Below are 18,148 nucleotides of genomic sequence, written 5' to 3' on the forward strand. Positions count from 1 at the left end.
GCCCCCGGGTTGGTGGGGGCGCCGCGCCCCCCCTTTTTATGGCGGCCCCGGTTCTGGGGGGGGGCCCCCCCCCCCGTCGCCCCCGCACCACATCAGGGGCGCGTGGGGGCAGCTCTCTGCGAAGCCAGGGGGAGAACCGCGCGACCGGCCACCGCGGACCGCGAGGTCCCCAACGGCGAGGACAGGGCATCCCGGAGGGTCAGGCCAACCCGTACGCACGGATGGCGTTGCCGCCCAGCACCGCCTCGCGCTCCTCCGGGGTCAGGGAGGCCGTCGCCTGCTCCGCGAGCGCGAACACGTCGGAGTAGCGGCCGGCGAGGGTGCACACGGGCCAGTCGGAGCCGAACAGCACCCGGTCGGAGCCGAAGGCCGCCAGCACGTGCCGGGCGTAGGGCAGGACGTCCTGGGGCCGCCAGGACTCCCAGTCGGCCTCGGTGATCAGCCCGGACAGCTTGCACATCGCGTTGGGGTGGTCGGCGATGCCGGCGATCTGCTCGGCCCACGGCTCCCACTCCCCCGCCGCGATCGGCGGCTTGCCGGCGTGGTCCAGCACGAAGCGCACCTCGGGCAGTTCCTCGACGGCGGCGAGCGCCGCGGGCAGTTCGCGCGGGGTGACGAGCAGGTCGTAGGCGAGACCGGCGGCGCCCAGGGCGCGCAGCCCGGCGCGGATGTCGGGCCGGTCCAGCCACTGCGGGTCGGCCTCGTCCTGGATCTGGTGGCGGATGCCGACCAGCGGTCCGGCCGCGGCGAGTTCGGTGAGCACCGCGGGCAGCCCGTCGGGGTCGGCGAGGTCGGCCCAGCCGACCACCCCGGCGATCCGGCCGTGCGAACCGCGGGCGATGGCGAGCAGCTCGCGGGTCTCGTCGAGCGAGGAGCTGGACTGCACGACGACGGTCGCGGCGATGTCGTGGGCGTCGAGCAGCGGCGCCAACTCGGGCAGCGCGAAGGTGCGGTTGATGGGTTCGAGGGCGTCGCCCTTCAGCCAGGGCTGCGGGCGGCGGCCGAGGTCCCACAGGTGGTGGTGCGCGTCGATTCGCATGGGTGCGCTCACTTCCCCGTCAGCGGCAGGGGCACGTCCGCGTCGAGCAGTCCCCGCTCGACGAGCGCGTGCCACAGGTCGTCGGGGATCGCGTGGTCGAACAGGGCCGCGTTGTCCCGGACTTCGGCCTCGTTGGCCGCGCCGACCACCGCGCAGACCACCGAAGGGTGCGCGAAGGGGTAGCGCAGTGCGGCCGCCCGCAGCGGCACCCCGAACTCCGCGCAGACCCGCTGGATGTGCTGGGCCCGCTCGATCAGGTCGGTCGGCGCAACCTCGTAGTTGTAGTGGGCGCCGGGCCTGGGGTCGGCGAGCAGACCGGAGTTGTAGACGCCGCCGACCACCACCTGGGTGCCGCGCCGCTCGCAGACCGGCAGCAGGTCGTCGTACGCGGTGCGCTCCAGCAGCGTCCAGCGGCCCGCGCACAGCACCACGTCGACGTCGAGGTCGGCGACGAGGCCGGCCATCACCCCGCTGTAGTTCATGCCGAAGCCGATCGCCTTGACCACGCCCTGGTCGCGCAGGGCGGCGAGCGCCGGGAAGCCGCTGGTGCGGACCTCGCGCAGGTGGTCCTCGACGTCGTGCAGGTAGACGATGTCCACGCTGTCCACGCCGAGGCGCTTCAGCGAGCCCTCAAGGGTGGCGTTGATGCCGTCCGCGGTGAAGTCCCACTCCCGGGCCCGGGCGGGGCTGTCGACGTAGCCCTGCTCGTCCGGGGACTCGCCGGGGCCGAGGTCGCGCAGCCGCCGGCCGACCTTGGTCGACAGCAGGTGCGACGCCCGGTCCCGCCCGGCCAGCGCCCGGCCCAGCCGTTCCTCGGAGCGGCCCATGCCGTAGTGCGGCGCGGTGTCGAGGTAGGTCACGTCCCCGCCGAAGGTGTCGAACGCCGCCGCGACCGTGGCCTCGGCCTGCTCGTCGGTGATCGCGGTGTAGAGGTTGGCCAGCGGGGCGCAGCCGAGGCCGAGCCGGGGCAGTGCCGGTACGGGCATGGGGTGGGTCTCTCCTTGCGGTGTGCGTCGGTACGGTGCCGGGGCCGACCGGAGCCGGGCGGGGCGGCCGGAAGCGGCCGGGGGCGGCCTGCCCCCGGCCGACTGCTGACTGCTGACTGCTGACTGCTGACTGCTGGCTAGTCCTCCTGTTCCCCGCTCGCGAACCGGGAGATGATCAGGGCGACGATGATGATCGCACCGTAGAGGAACTGGTTCCACAGCGGCGGCACCCCGCCGAGCGTCATCACGTTCACCACGAGTTGGAGGGCGACCACTCCGGTGAGGGCGCCGAAGAGGGTGCCGCGGCCGCCGTTGAGGCTGATCCCGCCGATCACGGTGGCCGCGAAGACCTGGAAGATCCAGTTCTGGCCCTGGGTGGAGGAGATCGCGCCGTAGTGGCCGACGTAGAGGATGCCGGCGAAGGCGGCGAGCAGCGAGGCGATGGCCAGCACCGACCAGGTGATCAGGTCGACCCGGATGCCGGCCGCGCGGGCGGCCTCCTTGTTGCCGCCGATGGCGTACAGCGCGCGGCCGTGCCGCAGGTAGCCGAGGGCGAGCCCGCCGGCCACGAACAGCACCAGACAGATCCAGATCGCCGCGGGGGCGCCGAGCCAGGACGCGCCGCCCAGGTACGAGAAGGACTTGGGCACCTCGACGATGGACTTGCCCTGGGAGATGCCGACTTGCAGCCCGCGCAGCATGGTGAGCATGCCGAGGGTGGCGATGAAGCCGTTGACTCTCAGTTTGAGGATCATGAAGCCGTTGAACCCGCCGACCACGACGCCGACCAGCAGGCAGATCGGGATCGAGGTCCAGCCGGGCAGCAACCCGATGCCGTGGTAGGTCGCCGAGCCGGTCCTGGGCATCACCAGCCACATGGCGATCACCGGGGCCACCCCGATGGTGGACTCCAGCGACAGGTCCATCCGGCCGAGGATCAGGATCATCGCCTCGCCGAGCACCAGCAGGCTCAGCTCGCTGCACTGCTGGAGGACGCCGATCAGGTTGTCGGAGGTCAGGAAGGTGGGCGAGACGATGAATCCGACCACGCCCACGATGAAGATCACCGGGATCAGGGACAGGTCGCGGTAGTTGGCGACCCTGAGCCGCGCCACGGCCCGCTTCGGCTGGTCCGGGGCGGCCGCTTCCGCGGTCAACTGGCTCACGTCACTCATTCCTCGGTCTCCTCGTGGCCGCCCGCGGGCAGCCCTTCCATCGCCGAGACCAGGTCCCGGTCGCTCCATCCGCTGCCGAACTCGGCGATCACCCGCCCGTGGAAGAGCGCGATCACCCGGTCGCAGACCCGCAGGTCGTCCAGTTCGTCGGAGACGATGACGGCCGCGTCGCCGCGGTCGGCGACCCCCCGCACCACGCCGAGCAGCGCGTCCTTGGACTTCACGTCGACGCCGGCGGTGGGCCGGATCGCCACCAGCACCCGCGGCTCGCGGGCCATCGCGCGGGCGATGACGACCTTCTGCTGGTTGCCGCCGGACAGGTCGGAGACCGGCTGGGCCGGCCCCGAGGTCTTGATGTCCAGCGAGTTGATCATGCGCTGGGCGAAGGCCCTGGTCCGGCCGGGCAACACCGTTCCGTACGGGCCGAGTTGGTCGGTCACCGACAGCGTGGCGTTCTCCGCGACGCTGCGGTTCAGGACCAGGCCCTGGCGGTGCCGGTCCTCCGGTACGTAGCCGATGCCGGCGCCCAGCGCGTGCGGGACGCTGCCGGGCTTGACCGGCTTGCCGCCGACCAGGGTGCGGCCCGTGGTGGCCTTGCGCAGCCCGACCAGGGTCTCGCCGAGCGCGGTGTTGCCGCTCGCGGTGGCCCCGGCCAGGCCCAGCACCTCGCCCGGGCGCACCGCGAAGTCGACCGGCTCGAAGGCGTCCGCCAGGGACAGCCCGTCGGCCCGCAGCACGGCGCCGTCGCCGTCGCCGCCACCTTCGCCGCCGCGGCCGTCCTTGCCGGAGACGGCCCCGGACGGTGCCGACTTCGCGTGCCAGGACGCCGCGTTGCCGCCGGGCGCCTCCCCGGTCATCGCCTCCACCAGCGCCTCCTTGCCGAGCTCCGCGACCGGCGCGGTCAGCACGTGCCGCGCGTCGCGGTAGACGGTGACCGTGGTGCACAGGTCGTAGACCTCTTGCAGGTGGTGCGAGATGAAGAGGAACGCCACGCCCTGCCGCTGGAGTTCGCGCAGCTTGGTGAAGAGCCGGTCGATGCCGGCCGCGTCGAGCTGCGCGGTGGGCTCGTCGAGGATGATGAAGCGGGCGCCGAAGGACAGCGCCCGGGCGATCTCCACGAACTGGCCCTGCTCCACGGTGAGATCGCCGGCCCGGGCGTTGGGATCGACGTCGACGCCGTACTCGCCCAGCAGGTCGCGGGCCCGGGTGCGCAGCGCCGACCACCTGATCCGCCCGCCGCCGAAGCGGTTGAGGAACAGGTTCTCCGCGACGGTCAGGTCCGGGACCACCATGGACTTCTGGTAGACGCACGCCACCTTCGCCTGCCAGCCGGCGGTGTCGCCGGCCGCGGGTGCCGGCTCGCCCTGGAACCGGACCTGGCCGGCGTCCGGGTGCTGAAGCCCGGTCAGCACGGACACGAGGGTGGACTTCCCGGCGCCGTTGCGGCCGACGAGCGCGTGCGAGTCGCCGGCCGCGACGGTGATGCCCACCTGGTCGAGGGCCACGGTGGCCCCGAACCGTTTGACGATGCCCTCCGCGTGGACCGCGGCGGGCGGTACGGCCTCGGCCATGGGTCAGCTCTTCCCGAGCTGGTTGGCCCACAGGCTGGGGTCGTCCACGTTGGCCTTGGTCACCAGCGGCGCCGGCAGCTGGTCCTCCAGGCCGTTCGGGATCTTGATGATGTTCGAGCCGTGGTCGGTCGGGCCGGGCTTGAAGGTCTTGCCCGCCATGGCCGCCTTCGCGTAGTACAGCGCGTACTTGGCGTAGGTGTCGGCGGGCTGGGAGATCGTCGCGTCGATCTGGCCGGCCTTGATCGCCTTGAACTCCTCCGGGATGCCGTCGTTGGAGATGATGGTGATGTGGCCCGCGGTACCGGCCGGCTTGAGCAGGCCCTTCTGCTTCAGCAGCGCGAGGGTGGGCTGCAGGAAGACGCCGCCGGCCTGCATGTAGAGGCCGTTGAGGTCCGGGTTGGAGGCCAGCGTGGTCTGCAGCTTGGCCGACGCGGTCGCGCCGTCCCAGTTGGTGACGAGCGGGATCACCTTGATGCCGGGGAAGTTGGTCTTCATGCAGGAGGCGAACGCCTCCGAGCGGTCCCGGCCGTTGATGGAGGACAGGTCGCCCTCGAACTCGGCCACCTTGCCCTTGCCCTTGAGCTGCGCGCCCAGGTACTTGCAGGCGTTCGTGCCGTACGCCTTGTTGTCGGCGCGCACCACCATGTACACCTGCCCCTTGTCCGGGCGGGTGTCGACGCTGATCACCGGTATCTTCTTCTTCGCCATCTGGTCGAGGGTGGAGGCGATCGCACCGGTGTCCTGCGGGGCCATCACGATCGCCTTGGCGCCCTCGTTGGCGAAGCTCTGCACGTTGGCGACGAGCTTGCCGATGTCGTTCTGCGAGTTGGTGCGCGGCAGCGCGGAGACCGCGCCGGCCTTGATGTCCTTCTCGATGTAGCCGTTGTACGAGTTCCAGAAGTCGCTGTCCGAGCGCGGCAGGTCGATACCCACCTTGCCCGAACTTCCTCCTGCCTTGCTTTCGCTGCCTCTGTTGCAGCCCGCGAGCGCGGTGACCGCGAGCAGCGCGGCACAGGCGGCCACGGTCGTCGTGCGCAGTCTCATCGTCGAGTCCTGCCCTTCCGGGTGTGGGTGATGTCGGCTCTGCGAAGGGTGGAGCGGGCGGAGCTGGTGGAGCGGGTGGAGCGGGTCGTGCGGGTCATGCGGATCGTGCGGGGTCGAGCGGGTCGTGCGAGTGGTGCTGGTGGCGCTAGTCGGCCGCCGGGCGCAGCCGCAGCCCCTGCATGCCGCCGTCCACGGCGAGGGAGGCTCCGGTGACGCTCGCCGCCGCCGGGCTCGCCAGGTAGACGATCGCGGCGGCGACCTCGTCGGCGCTGACCAGCCGGCCCATCGGCTGCCGGGCGTTGAGAGCGGCCCGCTCGGCGCCCGGGTCGTCGGCCTGGTCGAGCAGCCGGCCGACCCACGGGGTGTCCGCGGTGCCGGGGTTGACGCAGTTGACCCGTACGCCCTCGCGCACGTGGTCGGCGGCCATCGCCAGGGTCAGCGAGAGCACGGCGCCCTTGCTGGCGCTGTACAGGGCCCGTTGGGGCAGGCCCGCGGTGGCCGCGATGGAGCAGGTGTGGGTGATCGAGGCGCTGCCGGGCCGCGCCACGGCGGCCTTGCGCAGGTGCGGCAGCGCGGCGCGCGCGGCCCGCACCAGGCCGAGGACGTTGATGTCCATGACCCGCTGCCACTCGTCGTCGGCGTTGTCCTCGACGGTGCCGACGGCGCCGATCCCGGCGTTGCCGACGAGGATGTGCAGGCTGCCCAGCTCCCCCACCGCCTCGGCCACCGCCGCCTGGACCGCCTGGTCGGAGCTGACGTCGGCACGGACCGGGACGGTGCCCTCGGGCGCGCCGGAGGGGTCGCGGTCCAGGACGGCGACCCGCGCGCCGCGGGCGGTCAGCAGCCGGGCGGTGGCGGCCCCGATGCCGGAGGCGCCGCCGGTGACCAGGGCGGTCAGCCCGGCCAGGTCCTGCGGGTGGAGGGCGGTCGCGGTCTCGTGGGAGGGGGTGTCGGTCATCGGGCGAGCTCCTGTCGGGCCACCCAGACCGGGCCGTCCGGGTAGCGGTAGTCGGTGAGGGTCTCGGGGACCATGCGGGCGGAGAAGCCGGGGGCGGTGGGCGCCTGGTACCGGCCGTTCTCCATCACCACCGGGTCGGTGAAGTGCTCGTGCAGGTGGGGAACGTACTCGATGATGCGGTCGTCCCAACTGCCGGAGACGGCGACGTAGTCGAACATCGAGAGGTGCTGGACGAGTTCGCACAGGCCGACCCCGCCGGCGTGCGGGCAGACCGGCACGCCGAACTTGGCGGCGAGCAGCAGGATCGCCACGTTCTCGTTGACGCCGGCCACCCGGGCCGCGTCGATCTGCACGAAGTCCACGGCGCCGGCCTGGAGCAGCTGCTTGAACACCACCCGGTTGGCGACGTGTTCGCCGGTGGCTACCCGGATCGGCTGGCCGGCCCGCACGGCGGCGTGCGCGAGCACGTCGTCGGGGCTGGTCGGCTCCTCGATCCAGTACGGCTCGAACGGCGCGAGCGCCCGCATCCAGTCGACGGCCTCGGCCACGTCCCAGCGCTGGTTGGCGTCGACCGCGATCCGGATGCCGGGGCCGACCGCCTCCCGGGCCAGCCGCATCCGCCGCAGGTCGTCGTCGAGGTCGGCGCCGACCTTCAGCTTGATCTGGGTGAAGCCGGCCGCGACCGCCTCCTTCGCCAGCCGGGTCAGCTTCTCGTCGGAGTAGCCGAGCCAGCCGGGCTCCGTGGTGTAGGCGGGGTAGCCGCGGCGGCGCAGCTCCTCGGCCCGCGCGGCGCGGCCGGGTTCGGCGCGGCGGAGGATCTCCAGCGCCTCGTCCCTGGTCAGCGCGTCGCTCAGATACCGGAAGTCGACCAGGTCGACGATCTCCTCCGGGGTCATCCCGGCCAGCAACTCCCAGACCGGGCGGCCGGCCTGGCGGGCGGCCAGGTCCCAGGCGGCGTTGACGACCGCGCCGGCCGCCATGTGCATCACGCCCTTCTCCGGGCCGAGCCAGCGCAGTTGCGAGTCGTGGGTGAGCAGCCGGTAGAAGGCGCCGAGATCGCCGGTGACACTGTCCACCGTGCGCCCGACCACATAGGGTCGGAGCGTCGCGATCGCCGCGGCGACGACGTCGTTGCCGCGCCCGATCGTGAAGCACAGGCCGTATCCCGCCAGGCCCCCGGGCGCGTCGGTACGGAGTACCACGTAAGCGGCGGAGTAGTCGGGGTCGGGGTTCATGGCGTCCGAGCCGTCGAGCTGCTCCGAGGTCGGAAAGCGGATGTCGTACACGTCGACCTCGGTGATGGTCGGACTCATGCACACTCCCGTCGCGAGACATCGGATCTTTTTTCGATGATCCGATGTATAGCCGTGCGCGGTGGGGTTCGTCCAGGGGGGAGCGCGAATTTTGTCGATTACAGATCGGATGTCTCAACGCACGCGGCCGCTGGCGTCGTGGCTGGTGAGACGCATGCCGACCCGGCGTACGGCGCTGCGGTGGCTCCGACGTGCGGTGATCGGCGGCACCGCGCTGGCCGTACTGGCGATGCTCGGCGCGGGCGGCGCGCTGCGGGCGCAGTACGCCGGCGACCCGTCCGCCGCCGGCCGCACCCGCGGCAACGACGCGGTCTGGCTCGGCCACCCCTGGGTGGACGGCACCCGCACACCGGCCGAACTCGCCCTGCTGCGCGACCGGGTGCGCGGCAGCGGCATCCACGACCTGTACGTCCACACCGGTCCGCTCTCGGCCGACGGGAGCCTCGACCCGGCCCTGTACCCCACCGCGGCCGCGTTCCTCGCCGACGTGCGCCGCGAACTGCCCGGCGTACGCGTCCAGGCGTGGCTCGGCGACACCGTCGCCCACGGCGGCACGCCCGGGCTGCGTCTGGACGACAGCGCGGTCCGCGCCCGTATCCGCGACTCGGCGCGGCAGGTGCTCGACGCCGGCTTCGCGGGCGTCCACCTCGACCTGGAGCCGGTGCCGTCCGGCGACGGCGGCTTTCTGCGCACCCTCGACACGGTGCGGGCGCTCACCGTCGCCCGCGGCGTGCCGCTGTCCGCCGCGGTGCCCCAGATCGACCCGCTGCCCGGCCTGCACACCGTCTCCCACCTGCCGTTCAGCCACCCGAAGTGGTGGTCCCAGCGGTACTTCGGGCAGGTCGCCGGGCGGGTCGACCAGATCGCGGTGATGGCCTACGACACCGCGCTGCCCGCCTCGTCCCTGTTCGGCGGCTACATCGCGCAGCAGACCTCCCTCGCGTTGCAGGTCACCCCGAAGGCCACCAACCTCCTGATCGGGCTGCCCGGTTACCACACCGAGGCCATCGGCCACCACGGCTACGCCGAGACCGTCCCGGCCGCGGTGCGCGGCGCCCGGGTGGCGCTCGCCCGCACCGACCGCGACCGCGCCGCCTTCGGCCTCGCGCTGTACGTCGACTTCGCCGCCGACCCCGCCGACTGGGCGGCGTACCGGGCCGGCTGGGGCACGCCGTGAGGAGCAGCGGTCACGGCGCGGGCTGCGGCGCACCGTCCGTTACGCCGTAGGCTGGTTCCCGCACGCAGGAGTACGCCGGAAGGAGAAGCTGGGTGATCGAGCTGGAGGGTGTTCCCGAGCTGATCGATCCGGTCATGGTGGCCGCGTTCGAGGGCTGGAACGACGCCGGGGACGCGGCCTCCACCGCGGTCGACCACCTCGACCGGGAGTTCAAGGGCGAGGTCTTCGCCGCGCTCGACGCCGAGGACTACTACGACTTCCAGGTCAACCGGCCCACGGTCTGGATGGACGGCGGCACCCGCAAGATCACCTGGCCGACCACCCGGCTGTCGGTGGTCCGCATCCAGTCGCCCAAGCCGCGCGACCTGGTGCTGGTGCGCGGGATCGAGCCCAGCATGCGGTGGCGCTCGTTCTGCAACGAGATCCTGGGCTTCGCGCACGAACTCGGCGTCGAGATGGTCGTCATCCTCGGCGCGCTGCTCGGCGACACCCCGCACACCCGTCCGGTCCCGGTCTCCGGCGTCACCTCCGACGCCGAACTGGCCACCACCATGAACCTGGAGGAGTCCCGGTACGAGGGCCCCACCGGCATCGTCGGCATCCTCCAGGAGGCGTGCACGCACGCCGGCATCCCCGCGGTGAGCCTGTGGGCCGCAGTGCCGCACTACGTCTCCCAGCCGCCCAACCCCAAGGCCACGCTGGCGCTGCTCAACCGCCTGGAGGACCTGCTCGACCTGCGCATCCCGCAGGGCGAGCTCCCCGAGGACGCCCGCGCCTGGCAGGTCGGCGTCGACCAGCTCGCCTCGGAGGACAGCGAGGTCGCGGAGTACGTCCAGACGCTGGAGGAGGCGCGGGACACCGCGGAGTTGCCGGAGGCGTCCGGCGAGGCCATCGCGAAGGAGTTCGAGCGGTATCTGAGGCGGCGGGACCCCGGGGACTACGCGTCCAGCGAGGGCACGGACGGCGTCCCCCACTTCCGCGGCAAACCCGCGCCTCGGGAGGACCCGAACCCCTCGTCCCCCTCCTCGGACGAGGTCGAGGACGACAGCGACGGCGAGGACGACAGCGAGTAAGGGGCAGACGCCGGGCAAGAGGAGCCGCGCCCCCTGGGGGTGACCGCCTTCCCCGAAGGCGGTCACCCCCGCGTACGCGGTCCTAGAGGGCCACGCCCAGCAGCGCGTCCACCGCACGGGAGACGAGCCCGGGTGCGCCCGGGTCCGTGCCGCCCTCCGACGCCTGGGTGACCGCCCAGGCGTCGACGGCGGCGAGCGCGCGCGGCGCGTCGAGGTCGTCCGCGAGGGCGGCTCGCACCTCGTCGAGCAGCGCGTCGGCGGACGGCCCGTCGGGGCGGGAGACGGCCTCGCGCCAGCGGCCGAGGCGGGCCACGGCGTCGGCGAGGACGTCGTCGGTCCACTCCCAGTCCGCCCGGTAGTGGTGCGCGAGGAGCGCCAGCCGGATCGCGGCGGGGTCGACGCCGGCCCGGCGCAGCGCGGAGACGAAGACGAGGTTGCCCTTGGACTTGGACATCTTCTCGCCGTCCAGGGCGACCATCCCGGCGTGCACGTACGCCTTGGCGTACGGGTACTCCCCGGTGAGCACCTGGGCGTGCGACGCGCCCATCTCGTGGTGCGGGAAGGCGAGATCGGAGCCGCCGCCCTGGACGTCGAAGCCCATCCCGAGGTGGTCCAGCGCGATCGCGACGCACTCGATGTGCCAGCCGGGGCGCCCGCGCCCGAGGGACGCTCCGTCCCAGCTCGGCTCGCCGTCCCGCTCGGCACGCCACAGCATCGGGTCGAGCGGGTTCTTCTTGCCCGGCCGCTCCGGGTCGCCGCCGCGCTCGGCGGCGAGCAGCCGCATCGCGGCGGCGTCGAGCCCGGACACCGCGCCGAAGTGCGGGTCGCACTCGACCGAGAAGTACACGTCGCCGTCCACGTCGTACGCGGCGCCGGTCTCCCGCAGCCGCTCGATCAGCGGCACGATGCCGGGTATGGCCTCGACGGCTCCGATGTAGTGGGCCGGGGGCAGCAGCCGCAGCGCGGTCATGTCCTCGCGGAACAGCGCGGTCTCGCGCTCGGCGAGCGCGGTCCAGTCGTCGCCGGTGTCCGCCGCGCGCTCCAGCAGCGGGTCGTCCACGTCCGTGACGTTCTGCACGTACTCGACCTGGCGCTTCGTGTCGAGCCACACCCGCTGCACGAGGTCGAACGCGTTGTAGGTCGCCGCGTGCCCCATGTGGGTGGCGTCGTACGGGGTGATCCCGCAGACATAGAGGCGGGCGACCGGACCGGGCTCGATGGGGACGAGTCCACCGGTCGACGTGTCGTGCAGACGAAGAGGGCGTCCGGTGCCCGGAAGGGCGGGGACGTCGGAAGCTGGCCAGGCATGCATGAGACGAGGGTAACCGGGCCGGTGGTCGACCACTTCCGCTGGGATGGGTGCCTTTCCGGCACGGCCGTACCGGGCGGGACCGCGCACCCCCGGGTGGGGAGTCGTCAGACCGGCGGCCAGGGGATCGAGGGCCAGTCGCCGGACGGGGCCGGGTGGACGCCGGTTTCCAGCAGCCGGTCGACCCGGGAGCGCAGCGCGGCCGTCTCCGCGGGGGTGATCAGGGTGCCCAGCCGCTCGCCGAGGGCGCCGGAGAGGTCCGCGGCGAGCCGGGTGAGGACCGCGACCGCCTCGGCCGGCAGGGGCTCGCCCGCCCATCCCCACAGCAGCGTCCGCAACTTGTCGTCGGTGTGGAAGGTCACGCCGTGGTCGATGCCGTAGAGCCGCCCGTCGGCGGCGGGCAGGAGGTGGCCGCCCTTGCGGTCGGCGTTGTTCACCACCGCGTCGAGGACGGCCAGCCGGCGCAGGCGTATGTCGTCGGCGTGCACGAGCAGCGCGGTGCCGCCGCCTTCGAGTCGGGCCTCGACGACGGCCTTCCAGCCCGGCGCCGGCTCGGTGTCCTCGGTCAGCGCGAGCAGCGCGCCCGGCCCGTCCTGGCCGTCGTCGTCATCGCCGTCGGCCCCGTCCTCGCCGTCGCCGTCCTCGTTCCCGCCGTCGGCCGCGGACTCGATCCACAGCTGCACCATGCCCTCGCCGTACGGCCCGTCGCGCAGCACCGTGGGCGGGACCAGGCCCCAGCCGGTGGCCTCGGAGACGAGGTAGGTGGCGACCTCGCGCTGGGCGAGGGTGCCGTCGGGGAAGTCCCACAGCGGCCGCTCACCGCGGACCGGCTTGTAGACGCAGGCGACGGTGCGGCCCTGGTGCGTGCTCTCGCAGAGCAGCACGGCGTTGGAGGCGTCACGGATCTGGCCGCGTACGGCCAGTTCGCCGTGGCGCAGCGCCTCGATGTCGCGCGGATCGACCCCGGTGCCGGTGTCCGTACCCGGGGCGGCGGTCGCGTCCGCGCCCACGGCGGCCCGCGGGTCCGTGCCGGTGCTCAGGCCGACCTCCGGTACCCGTTCTGGCGCGGGCATACGTGTCCTTCCGGGTCCAGGGGGAGGCTGCACAGCGGGCAGGGCGGGCGGCCGGCGGAGACCACGTCGAGCGCGCGCTTGGCGAAGGAACGGGCCTGGGCGCCGGTCAGCAGCACCCGCAGCAGCGGCGGGCCGTTCTCGTCGTCCTGGAGCAGTTCCTCCTCGGCGGCCTCCAGGTCCTCCTCGTCCTCGCCGGCCAGTTCGACCAGGGCCTGCGCCTCGATGACCATCCGCTCGTGGGCGCCGTCCCACGCCAGCGCCATGGTGCCGACCCGGAACTCCTCGTCCACCGGCACCTCCAGCGGAGCGGCGTCCAGCATCTCGGTCGGCGCGACGGCGGGGACCGAGGCGTTTCCACCGGTCCTGCGCACCACCTCGTCGAGGAGTTCGTCGATCCGCTCGGCGAGCGCGGCCACCTGCGTCTTCTCCAGGGCCACGCTCGTGGTCCGGCCCAACGCGGTGGCCTGGAGGAAGAACGTCCGCTGTCCGGGCTGACCGACGGTCCCGGCGACGAAGCGTTCCGGGTGTTCGTAGAAGAAGACCTGGCGGGGCACGTCCTGCTCCGTTTGCTCGGCTTGATCGACTGTGCTGGTGCTTGACTGCTGCTCGGCTGCTGTGACGGCTGTGCCGCGCCGCGCGTGCGGCGTGTCAGGGCACGGGCCACCGGGCATCCACCCTACTGCGGAAGCCGATCACGAGGTGCCGGTCGAACCGCCGACCACGGCGTCCCCCGGGTCCAGCCGGCCCTTGGAGCGGGCGGCGTCGGCCGAGCCTGCGCCGGGCGCGCTGTCCGCGGCGCCCTCGGCCGGCGGCGGGGGGATCAGCGCGGTGAGGTCGCCGGTGTCGCCGAGCCGCAGCAGGAACGGGCGGTGCGGGGTGTAGCGGACGACGGTGACCGAGCAGGGATCGGCGTTGATCCGCTGGAAGAGGTCGAGGTGCGTGCCGAGGGCGTCGGCGACCAGCGCCTTGATGACGTCGCCGTGCGAGCAGACCAGGTACAGCGCGTCCGCGCCGTGCTCGGCCTCGATCCGCGCGTTCCAGTCGCGTAGGGCGTCGACCGCGCGGGCCTGCATCGCGCGCAGCGACTCGCCCTCGGCGCCGGGGAAGACGGCGGCGGAGGGGTGCCGCTGGACGGTGGCCCACAGCGGCTCCTCCGCCAACTCGCGGATCTTCCGCCCGGTCCAGTCGCCGTAGTGGCACTCGCCGACCCGGTCGTCGGTGTGCAGGGGCAGTTCGGGCCGGGTGGCGAGCAGCGGTCCGACCGTCTCCTGGCAGCGCTGCAGCGGGCTGCTCACCACGGCGGCGAGCGGGAGGGCGGCGAGCCGGGCGGCGAGCGCGGTGGCCTGGGCACGGCCGGTGTCGTCGAGGGCGACGCCGGGGCTCCAGCCGGCCAGCACTCCGTCGGTGTTGGCGGTCGAACGGCCATGCCGGACGAGGATCACGGTGGGCATGTCCGCCACCGTAACCCCTTCCGGGGACGCGCGTTGTGCTGGGTGACGGCCGTGGCGGGGAAGATCCCCCCCGAGCCCCCACCACGGCCGCGAACGTCACCGGCCGGTCCACGTGCGGGTCCACGTGCCGGGCCGGGGGCCCCTGGGCGGGCGGCGGTCGGGCCACGCGAGGGCCCCGGGAGGGCGGGAAGGCCCCGGGAGGCGGCCGCACCTGCCGGGTCCCGCTTTCCGAGCGCGTTTGCTCACCGCTTCCGGCGTTTTGCTCGTACCTGACGGCCCGTTGTCTCCGCTTTACATGCAGGGCGAGAGCCGTGCGTCCGGCGGCCGCTTACGGTTTGCTTGTCCTTGCGGTCAGGTCCCGGCCTGTCACTCCCCGTGGGTAGGGTGCAGCAGGGGTCGAGTCGAGACGGCCCGACGTGTCGGGACCGCGAAGCAGGTGGAGATGTTCAGCAAGGCGACGAGGAGCCGCCCGATGACCGAGCCGGGCGTGGGTACCGCGGGAGCGGACTGGTCTCCTTACGCCCGGCTGCAGGACGCGGCGGGGGCGTACTTCCTGCACCCGGACATCGCGATGGACGCGATCACGGGGGTGCTCGGCCGGCGCCGGGTGCGGGGTTTCACGCTGGAGCGCGTGGTGGACCTCACCGAGGCCGGCGCGTCGGTGTGGCAGGAGGCGGCGGTCTGCGACGGGCGGCGGCTGATCCTGTGGCACAGCGAGGAGTTGGCCGACGCGAACGCGCCCGGCGGGACCGTGCTGGACTCCTCCGTGCAAGTGCTCCCGCTGGACGCGATCGGCCACGTCGGCATGCGCACGCTCGTCGGGCGCGACGAGCGCGGGCGCCGCATCGACCGCGGGGTCTACCTGGTCCTCGCCACCGTGATGCCCCACGAACTCACCGCGGCCCAGGCCGATCCGGACTCTCCGCTGCCGGTCGCCTCCGCGAAGATCCGGCCCGAGTCCTTCCGCTTCAGCAAGTCCCTCGACGACGGCGGCCCCGGCCAGATAGCCCGCCTCATCGACTTCGGCCGCCTGCTGGGCCGCCTCGTCCCGGCGGGGTAACGGCAACGGAGAGCGGCAGCCGGCAAGGGGCGCGTGAGGGCACATCCCAGGCGAAGCTCCGGGGGGGACAACCGCGCGACCAGCCCAGCACCGACAGGTGGTCCGGGCACTTCCGCAACCATGCCCCCCGGGCGGTCGCGTTACCCCAGCCCCGCCAGCGAAAGAGCCTCGATCCCCGCCCGCAACCCCGCGACCCGCTCGTCGAGGCTGAACCCGGAAGGCGCCAGCGAGAGCGTGGTCACGCCCGCGGCGGCGTACTCCTTCATGCGGTCCGCGATCCGCTCCACCGGCCCCAACAGGCAAGTGGAGTCGATGAGTTCCTGCGGCACCGCCGCCGCGGCGGCGTCCTTCTCCCCGGCCAGGTACTTGTCCTGGATGTCCGCGGCCTGCCGCTCGTACCCCATGCGCTGAGCCAGCTGGTTGTAGAAGTTCTGCTTGCGGCTCCCCATCCCGCCGACGTACAGCGCGGTGTACGGCCGGAAGGTGTCCGCGAGCTTCGGCAGATCCGCCACGGAGCCGAGCGCCAGCGGCAGCGTCGGGCACACGTCGAACCCGTCCATCGTCAGCCCGGCCTTCTCCCGGCCGGCCCGCAGCGGGCGGATCGCGGTGTCCTCCAGGTGCGCGGCGGACGGGAAGATCAGCAGCGCGCCGTCGGCGATCTCGCCGGTCTGCTCCAGGTTCTTCGGGCCGATCGCCGCGATGTACAGCGGGATGTGCTCGCGCTGCGGGTGCACGGTCAGCCGCAGCGCCTTCCCGGGGCCGCCGGGCAGCGGCAGCGTCCAGTGCTCGCCCTCGTACGACAGCCGCTCGCGGGACATCGCCTTGCGGACGATCTCGACGTACTCGCGGGTGCGGGCCAGCGGCTTGTCGAACTTGACGCCGTACCAGCCCTCGGAGACCTGCGGCCCGGAGACGCCGAGGCCCAGCCGGAACCGGCCGCCGGTCAGGGAGTCCAGGGTGGCGGCGGTCATCGCGGTCATCGCCGGGGTGCGGGCCGGGATCTGGAGGATCGCCGAGCCCACGTCGATCCGCTCGGTCTGCGCGGCCACCCACGACAGCACGCTCGGCGCGTCGGAGCCGTACGCCTCGGCGGCCCAGCAGACGGAGTAGCCGAGGCGGTCGGCCTCCTGGGCGACGGCGAGGTTGTCCGCGTCCATGCCGGCGCCCCAGTAGCCGAGGTTGATCCCGAGCCGCATACCGCTCCCCTTAGTACGTACTGGCCAGTAACGTCGTTGTCCCCCCGGACTTTAGCGCCTTGTCCGGCCGAACGCGCCTGTCGGGTACGTCACTGCTCCCCATTTGGAGGGCCGGGCGCTAGCCTCAGCGGTCATGGAGCACAGGCATCTCGGCCGCACCGGCCTGCGCGTGTCCCGGCTCGGACTCGGCACGCTCACCTGGGGGCGCGACACGGGCGAGCGGGACGCCGCCGACCAGCTCAAGTCCTTCTGGGAGGCGGGCGGCTCGCTGGTCGACACCGCGGACGTGTACGCGGACGGAGGCGCGGAGTACCTGCTCGGGCGGCTGATCGAGGACCTGGTGCCGCGCTCCGACCTGGTGATCGCCACGAAGGCGGGCAGCGTGCCCGACCCCGACCGGCGCTTCGACACCTCCCGCGGGCACCTGCTCGCCGCGCTCGACGCCTCGCTCCAGCGGCTCGGCACGGACCACGTCGACCTGTGGCAGGTGCACGCGTACGACCCGGGCACGCCGATGGAGGAGACGCTCCAGGCCCTGGACATCGCGGTCAGCAGCGGCCGGGCCCGCTATGTCGGGGTCTCCAACTTCTGCGGCTGGCAGCTCGCCAAGGCCGCGTCCTGGCAGCTCGCCACGCCCGGCCGCACCCCGCTGGCCAGCACGCAGATGGAGTACTCGCTGCTCCAGCGCGGCGTCGAACGCGAGGTGCTGCCCGCGGCCGTCGACCTCGGCGTGGGCCTGCTTCCGTCGTCGCCGCTCGGGCGCGGGGTGCTCACCGGGAAGTACCGGCACGGCGTCCCCGCGGACTCGCGCGGCGGCTCCTCCGGCATGGCCGCCTTCGTGGCGCCGTACCTCGACGACACCGCCCGCCTGATCGTGGACGCGCTGGCCATAGCGGCCGACGGCCTGGCCGTGTCGCCGCTGCAGGTCGCGCTCGCCTGGGTGCGGGACCGGCCGGGCGTCACCGCGCCCATCCTCGGCGCGCGCAACGCCGCGCAGCTCGGCGCCGCTCTGTCGGTGGAGGGCCTTACGCTGCCGGAAGAGATCTGCTCGGCCCTTGACGACGTCTCGGCGCCGTTGCACCGCTACCCGGACCACGACTGGACCACTCTCTGAGTCCTGCGAGTCGCGGCCGTTCCGCTCCACGGAGGCTTCCAGCGTGACCACCCCCACCCCGCCCGACGACTCCACCGCTCCCGCCGCGCAGGCCGCCGCTCCGACGGCCACCGGGACTCCCGCGGCCCTCGCGGACGGCGGCGCCGTGCCCGCCGCGCGCCCCGGCCCGGCCGGGAAGCCGGATCTGGCGAGCCTGGCGGCGGCGATGCGGTCCATCGAGCGCGGCGACAACCCGGCGGCGCCCGCCCCGCGCGGCGACGCGGCCGAGGCCCGCCGCAAGCGCCGCGAGGCGATGGCGGAGGAGGCGGCCCGGCTCCAGGCCCTGGAAGCGGCCGAGATGGTGGGCGGGACCACGCCGGGCGCGACCGCGGAGCAGGGCGAGGCGGCGTCCGAGGGCGGGTCCGGCGACGGGCCGGCCGAGCCGGCGGACGCGGGGGGCGAGGGCGAGGCGGGAGACGCGCCGGAGCCGACCGACGGGCCGGAGCCCGGTGACGCGCCCGAGCCCGGCGACGCCGATCTGCCCTCCACCGCGGCGGGTACGACCGGCGAGACGGGCGCCGAACCCGGCAACGGCCCGGCCGGGCAGGTGACTTCGGCGCAAGGCGGGCC

General features: G+C 73.3%; 16 protein-coding genes and 1 pseudogene. 5 read left to right on the forward strand and 12 right to left on the reverse strand.

The window, feature by feature from the left end; all coding sequences use genetic code 11:
• Positions 1 to 199: 199 nt before the first annotated feature.
• The 7 genes from AB0399_RS37285 to AB0399_RS37315 all read right to left on the reverse strand — a co-directional run bounded on the left by AB0399_RS37285 (position 200) and on the right by AB0399_RS37315 (position 8,086).
• Complete coding sequence (locus AB0399_RS37285; RefSeq protein WP_366414305.1) at positions 200 to 1,039, reverse strand: amidohydrolase family protein; 840 nt, start codon at positions 1,037 to 1,039, stop codon at positions 200 to 202.
• An 8-nt stretch (positions 1,040 to 1,047) separates the two neighbouring features.
• A complete protein-coding gene (locus AB0399_RS37290; RefSeq protein ID WP_366414306.1) occupies positions 1,048 to 2,025 on the reverse strand; it encodes an aldo/keto reductase in 978 nt (325 codons plus the stop codon).
• Positions 2,026 to 2,162: 137 nt separating this feature from the next.
• Complete coding sequence (locus tag AB0399_RS37295; RefSeq protein WP_328461978.1) at positions 2,163 to 3,200, reverse strand: ABC transporter permease; 1,038 nt, start codon at positions 3,198 to 3,200, stop codon at positions 2,163 to 2,165.
• The gene (locus tag AB0399_RS37300) at positions 3,197 to 4,771 is read right to left on the reverse strand and encodes a sugar ABC transporter ATP-binding protein (protein WP_366414307.1); all 1,575 of its coding nucleotides are present in this window, start codon (positions 4,769 to 4,771) and stop codon (positions 3,197 to 3,199) included. Before AB0399_RS37300 ends, AB0399_RS37295 begins: the two co-directional genes overlap by 4 nt.
• Positions 4,772 to 4,774: 3 nt before the next feature.
• Positions 4,775 to 5,815, reverse strand: coding sequence for a sugar ABC transporter substrate-binding protein (locus AB0399_RS37305; RefSeq protein WP_328461980.1), 1,041 nt, complete (start codon positions 5,813 to 5,815; stop codon positions 4,775 to 4,777).
• Positions 5,816 to 5,960: 145 nt separating this feature from the next.
• Positions 5,961 to 6,773 carry an SDR family oxidoreductase gene (locus AB0399_RS37310; protein ID WP_329371235.1) on the reverse strand — a complete coding sequence of 271 codons (813 nt, stop codon included), beginning with the start codon at positions 6,771 to 6,773 and terminating at the stop codon, positions 5,961 to 5,963.
• Positions 6,770 to 8,086 (reverse strand): L-fuconate dehydratase, encoded by a 1,317-nt coding sequence (locus tag AB0399_RS37315; protein ID WP_329371233.1) that lies wholly within the window; start codon positions 8,084 to 8,086, stop codon positions 6,770 to 6,772. Before AB0399_RS37315 ends, AB0399_RS37310 begins: the two co-directional genes overlap by 4 nt.
• A 154-nt stretch (positions 8,087 to 8,240) precedes the next feature.
• Here AB0399_RS37315 and AB0399_RS37320 point away from each other — a divergent pair, with 154 nt between their 5' ends.
• Positions 8,241 to 9,263, forward strand: a complete 1,023-nt coding sequence (locus AB0399_RS37320) for a hypothetical protein (RefSeq protein WP_366414308.1) — start codon at positions 8,241 to 8,243, stop codon at positions 9,261 to 9,263.
• 92 nt (positions 9,264 to 9,355) lie between these two features.
• Positions 9,356 to 10,336, forward strand: coding sequence for a PAC2 family protein (locus AB0399_RS37325; protein WP_366414309.1), 981 nt, complete (start codon positions 9,356 to 9,358; stop codon positions 10,334 to 10,336).
• An 82-nt stretch (positions 10,337 to 10,418) separates the two neighbouring features.
• On the opposite strand, the gene mshC is transcribed toward AB0399_RS37325, so the two are convergent.
• From mshC to AB0399_RS37345, 4 genes are all read right to left on the reverse strand, one after another.
• Complete coding sequence (gene mshC, locus AB0399_RS37330; RefSeq protein ID WP_329371227.1) at positions 10,419 to 11,648, reverse strand: cysteine--1-D-myo-inosityl 2-amino-2-deoxy-alpha-D-glucopyranoside ligase; 1,230 nt, start codon at positions 11,646 to 11,648, stop codon at positions 10,419 to 10,421.
• A 104-nt stretch (positions 11,649 to 11,752) separates the two neighbouring features.
• Positions 11,753 to 12,718: an SCO1664 family protein gene (locus tag AB0399_RS37335; protein ID WP_366414310.1), complete on the reverse strand. Its 966-nt coding sequence runs from the start codon at positions 12,716 to 12,718 to the stop codon at positions 11,753 to 11,755.
• Complete coding sequence (locus AB0399_RS37340; protein WP_329371223.1) at positions 12,682 to 13,272, reverse strand: DUF3090 domain-containing protein; 591 nt, start codon at positions 13,270 to 13,272, stop codon at positions 12,682 to 12,684. Before AB0399_RS37340 ends, AB0399_RS37335 begins: the two co-directional genes overlap by 37 nt.
• A gap of 138 nt (positions 13,273 to 13,410) precedes the next feature.
• On the reverse strand, positions 13,411 to 14,169 hold the full coding sequence (locus AB0399_RS37345; RefSeq protein WP_366414311.1) for a histidine phosphatase family protein: 759 nt from the start codon (positions 14,167 to 14,169) through the stop codon (positions 13,411 to 13,413).
• Between the two features lie 472 nt (positions 14,170 to 14,641).
• Between AB0399_RS37345 and AB0399_RS37350 the strand changes: the two genes are divergently transcribed.
• A complete protein-coding gene (locus tag AB0399_RS37350) occupies positions 14,642 to 15,229 on the forward strand; it encodes a hypothetical protein (protein ID WP_329371219.1) in 588 nt (195 codons plus the stop codon).
• Between the two features lie 140 nt (positions 15,230 to 15,369).
• Here AB0399_RS37350 and AB0399_RS37355 read toward each other — a convergent pair whose 3' ends face one another.
• Positions 15,370 to 16,425, reverse strand: a complete 1,056-nt coding sequence (locus AB0399_RS37355) for an LLM class F420-dependent oxidoreductase (protein WP_329371217.1) — start codon at positions 16,423 to 16,425, stop codon at positions 15,370 to 15,372.
• A gap of 133 nt (positions 16,426 to 16,558) precedes the next feature.
• Between AB0399_RS37355 and AB0399_RS37360 the strand changes: the two genes are divergently transcribed.
• Positions 16,559 to 17,539 carry an aldo/keto reductase gene (locus tag AB0399_RS37360; protein WP_329371215.1) on the forward strand — a complete coding sequence of 327 codons (981 nt, stop codon included), beginning with the start codon at positions 16,559 to 16,561 and terminating at the stop codon, positions 17,537 to 17,539.
• Positions 17,540 to 17,582: 43 nt separating this feature from the next.
• Positions 17,583 to 18,148, forward strand: a pseudogene (locus AB0399_RS37365) (hypothetical protein); the annotation flags it as partial.

Source organism: Streptomyces sp. NPDC088194, assembly GCF_040702025.1.
GTDB lineage: Bacteria > Actinomycetota > Actinomycetes > Streptomycetales > Streptomycetaceae > Actinacidiphila.

Coding starts and splice junctions, on each gene's coding strand:
- AB0399_RS37285 (WP_366414305.1), bottom strand. CDS start 1,039: ATGCGAATCGACGCGCACCACCACCTGTGGGACCTCGGCCGCCGCCCG.
- AB0399_RS37290 (WP_366414306.1), bottom strand. CDS start 2,025: ATGCCCGTACCGGCACTGCCCCGGCTCGGCCTCGGCTGCGCCCCGCTG.
- AB0399_RS37295 (WP_328461978.1), bottom strand. CDS start 3,200: ATGAGTGACGTGAGCCAGTTGACCGCGGAAGCGGCCGCCCCGGACCAG.
- AB0399_RS37300 (WP_366414307.1), bottom strand. CDS start 4,771: ATGGCCGAGGCCGTACCGCCCGCCGCGGTCCACGCGGAGGGCATCGTC.
- AB0399_RS37305 (WP_328461980.1), bottom strand. CDS start 5,815: ATGAGACTGCGCACGACGACCGTGGCCGCCTGTGCCGCGCTGCTCGCG.
- AB0399_RS37310 (WP_329371235.1), bottom strand. CDS start 6,773: ATGACCGACACCCCCTCCCACGAGACCGCGACCGCCCTCCACCCGCAG.
- AB0399_RS37315 (WP_329371233.1), bottom strand. CDS start 8,086: ATGAGTCCGACCATCACCGAGGTCGACGTGTACGACATCCGCTTTCCG.
- AB0399_RS37320 (WP_366414308.1), top strand. CDS start 8,241: ATGCCGACCCGGCGTACGGCGCTGCGGTGGCTCCGACGTGCGGTGATC.
- mshC (WP_329371227.1), bottom strand. CDS start 11,648: ATGCATGCCTGGCCAGCTTCCGACGTCCCCGCCCTTCCGGGCACCGGA.
- AB0399_RS37335 (WP_366414310.1), bottom strand. CDS start 12,718: ATGCCCGCGCCAGAACGGGTACCGGAGGTCGGCCTGAGCACCGGCACG.
- AB0399_RS37345 (WP_366414311.1), bottom strand. CDS start 14,169: ATGCCCACCGTGATCCTCGTCCGGCATGGCCGTTCGACCGCCAACACC.
- AB0399_RS37350 (WP_329371219.1), top strand. CDS start 14,642: ATGACCGAGCCGGGCGTGGGTACCGCGGGAGCGGACTGGTCTCCTTAC.
- AB0399_RS37355 (WP_329371217.1), bottom strand. CDS start 16,425: ATGCGGCTCGGGATCAACCTCGGCTACTGGGGCGCCGGCATGGACGCG.
- AB0399_RS37360 (WP_329371215.1), top strand. CDS start 16,559: ATGGAGCACAGGCATCTCGGCCGCACCGGCCTGCGCGTGTCCCGGCTC.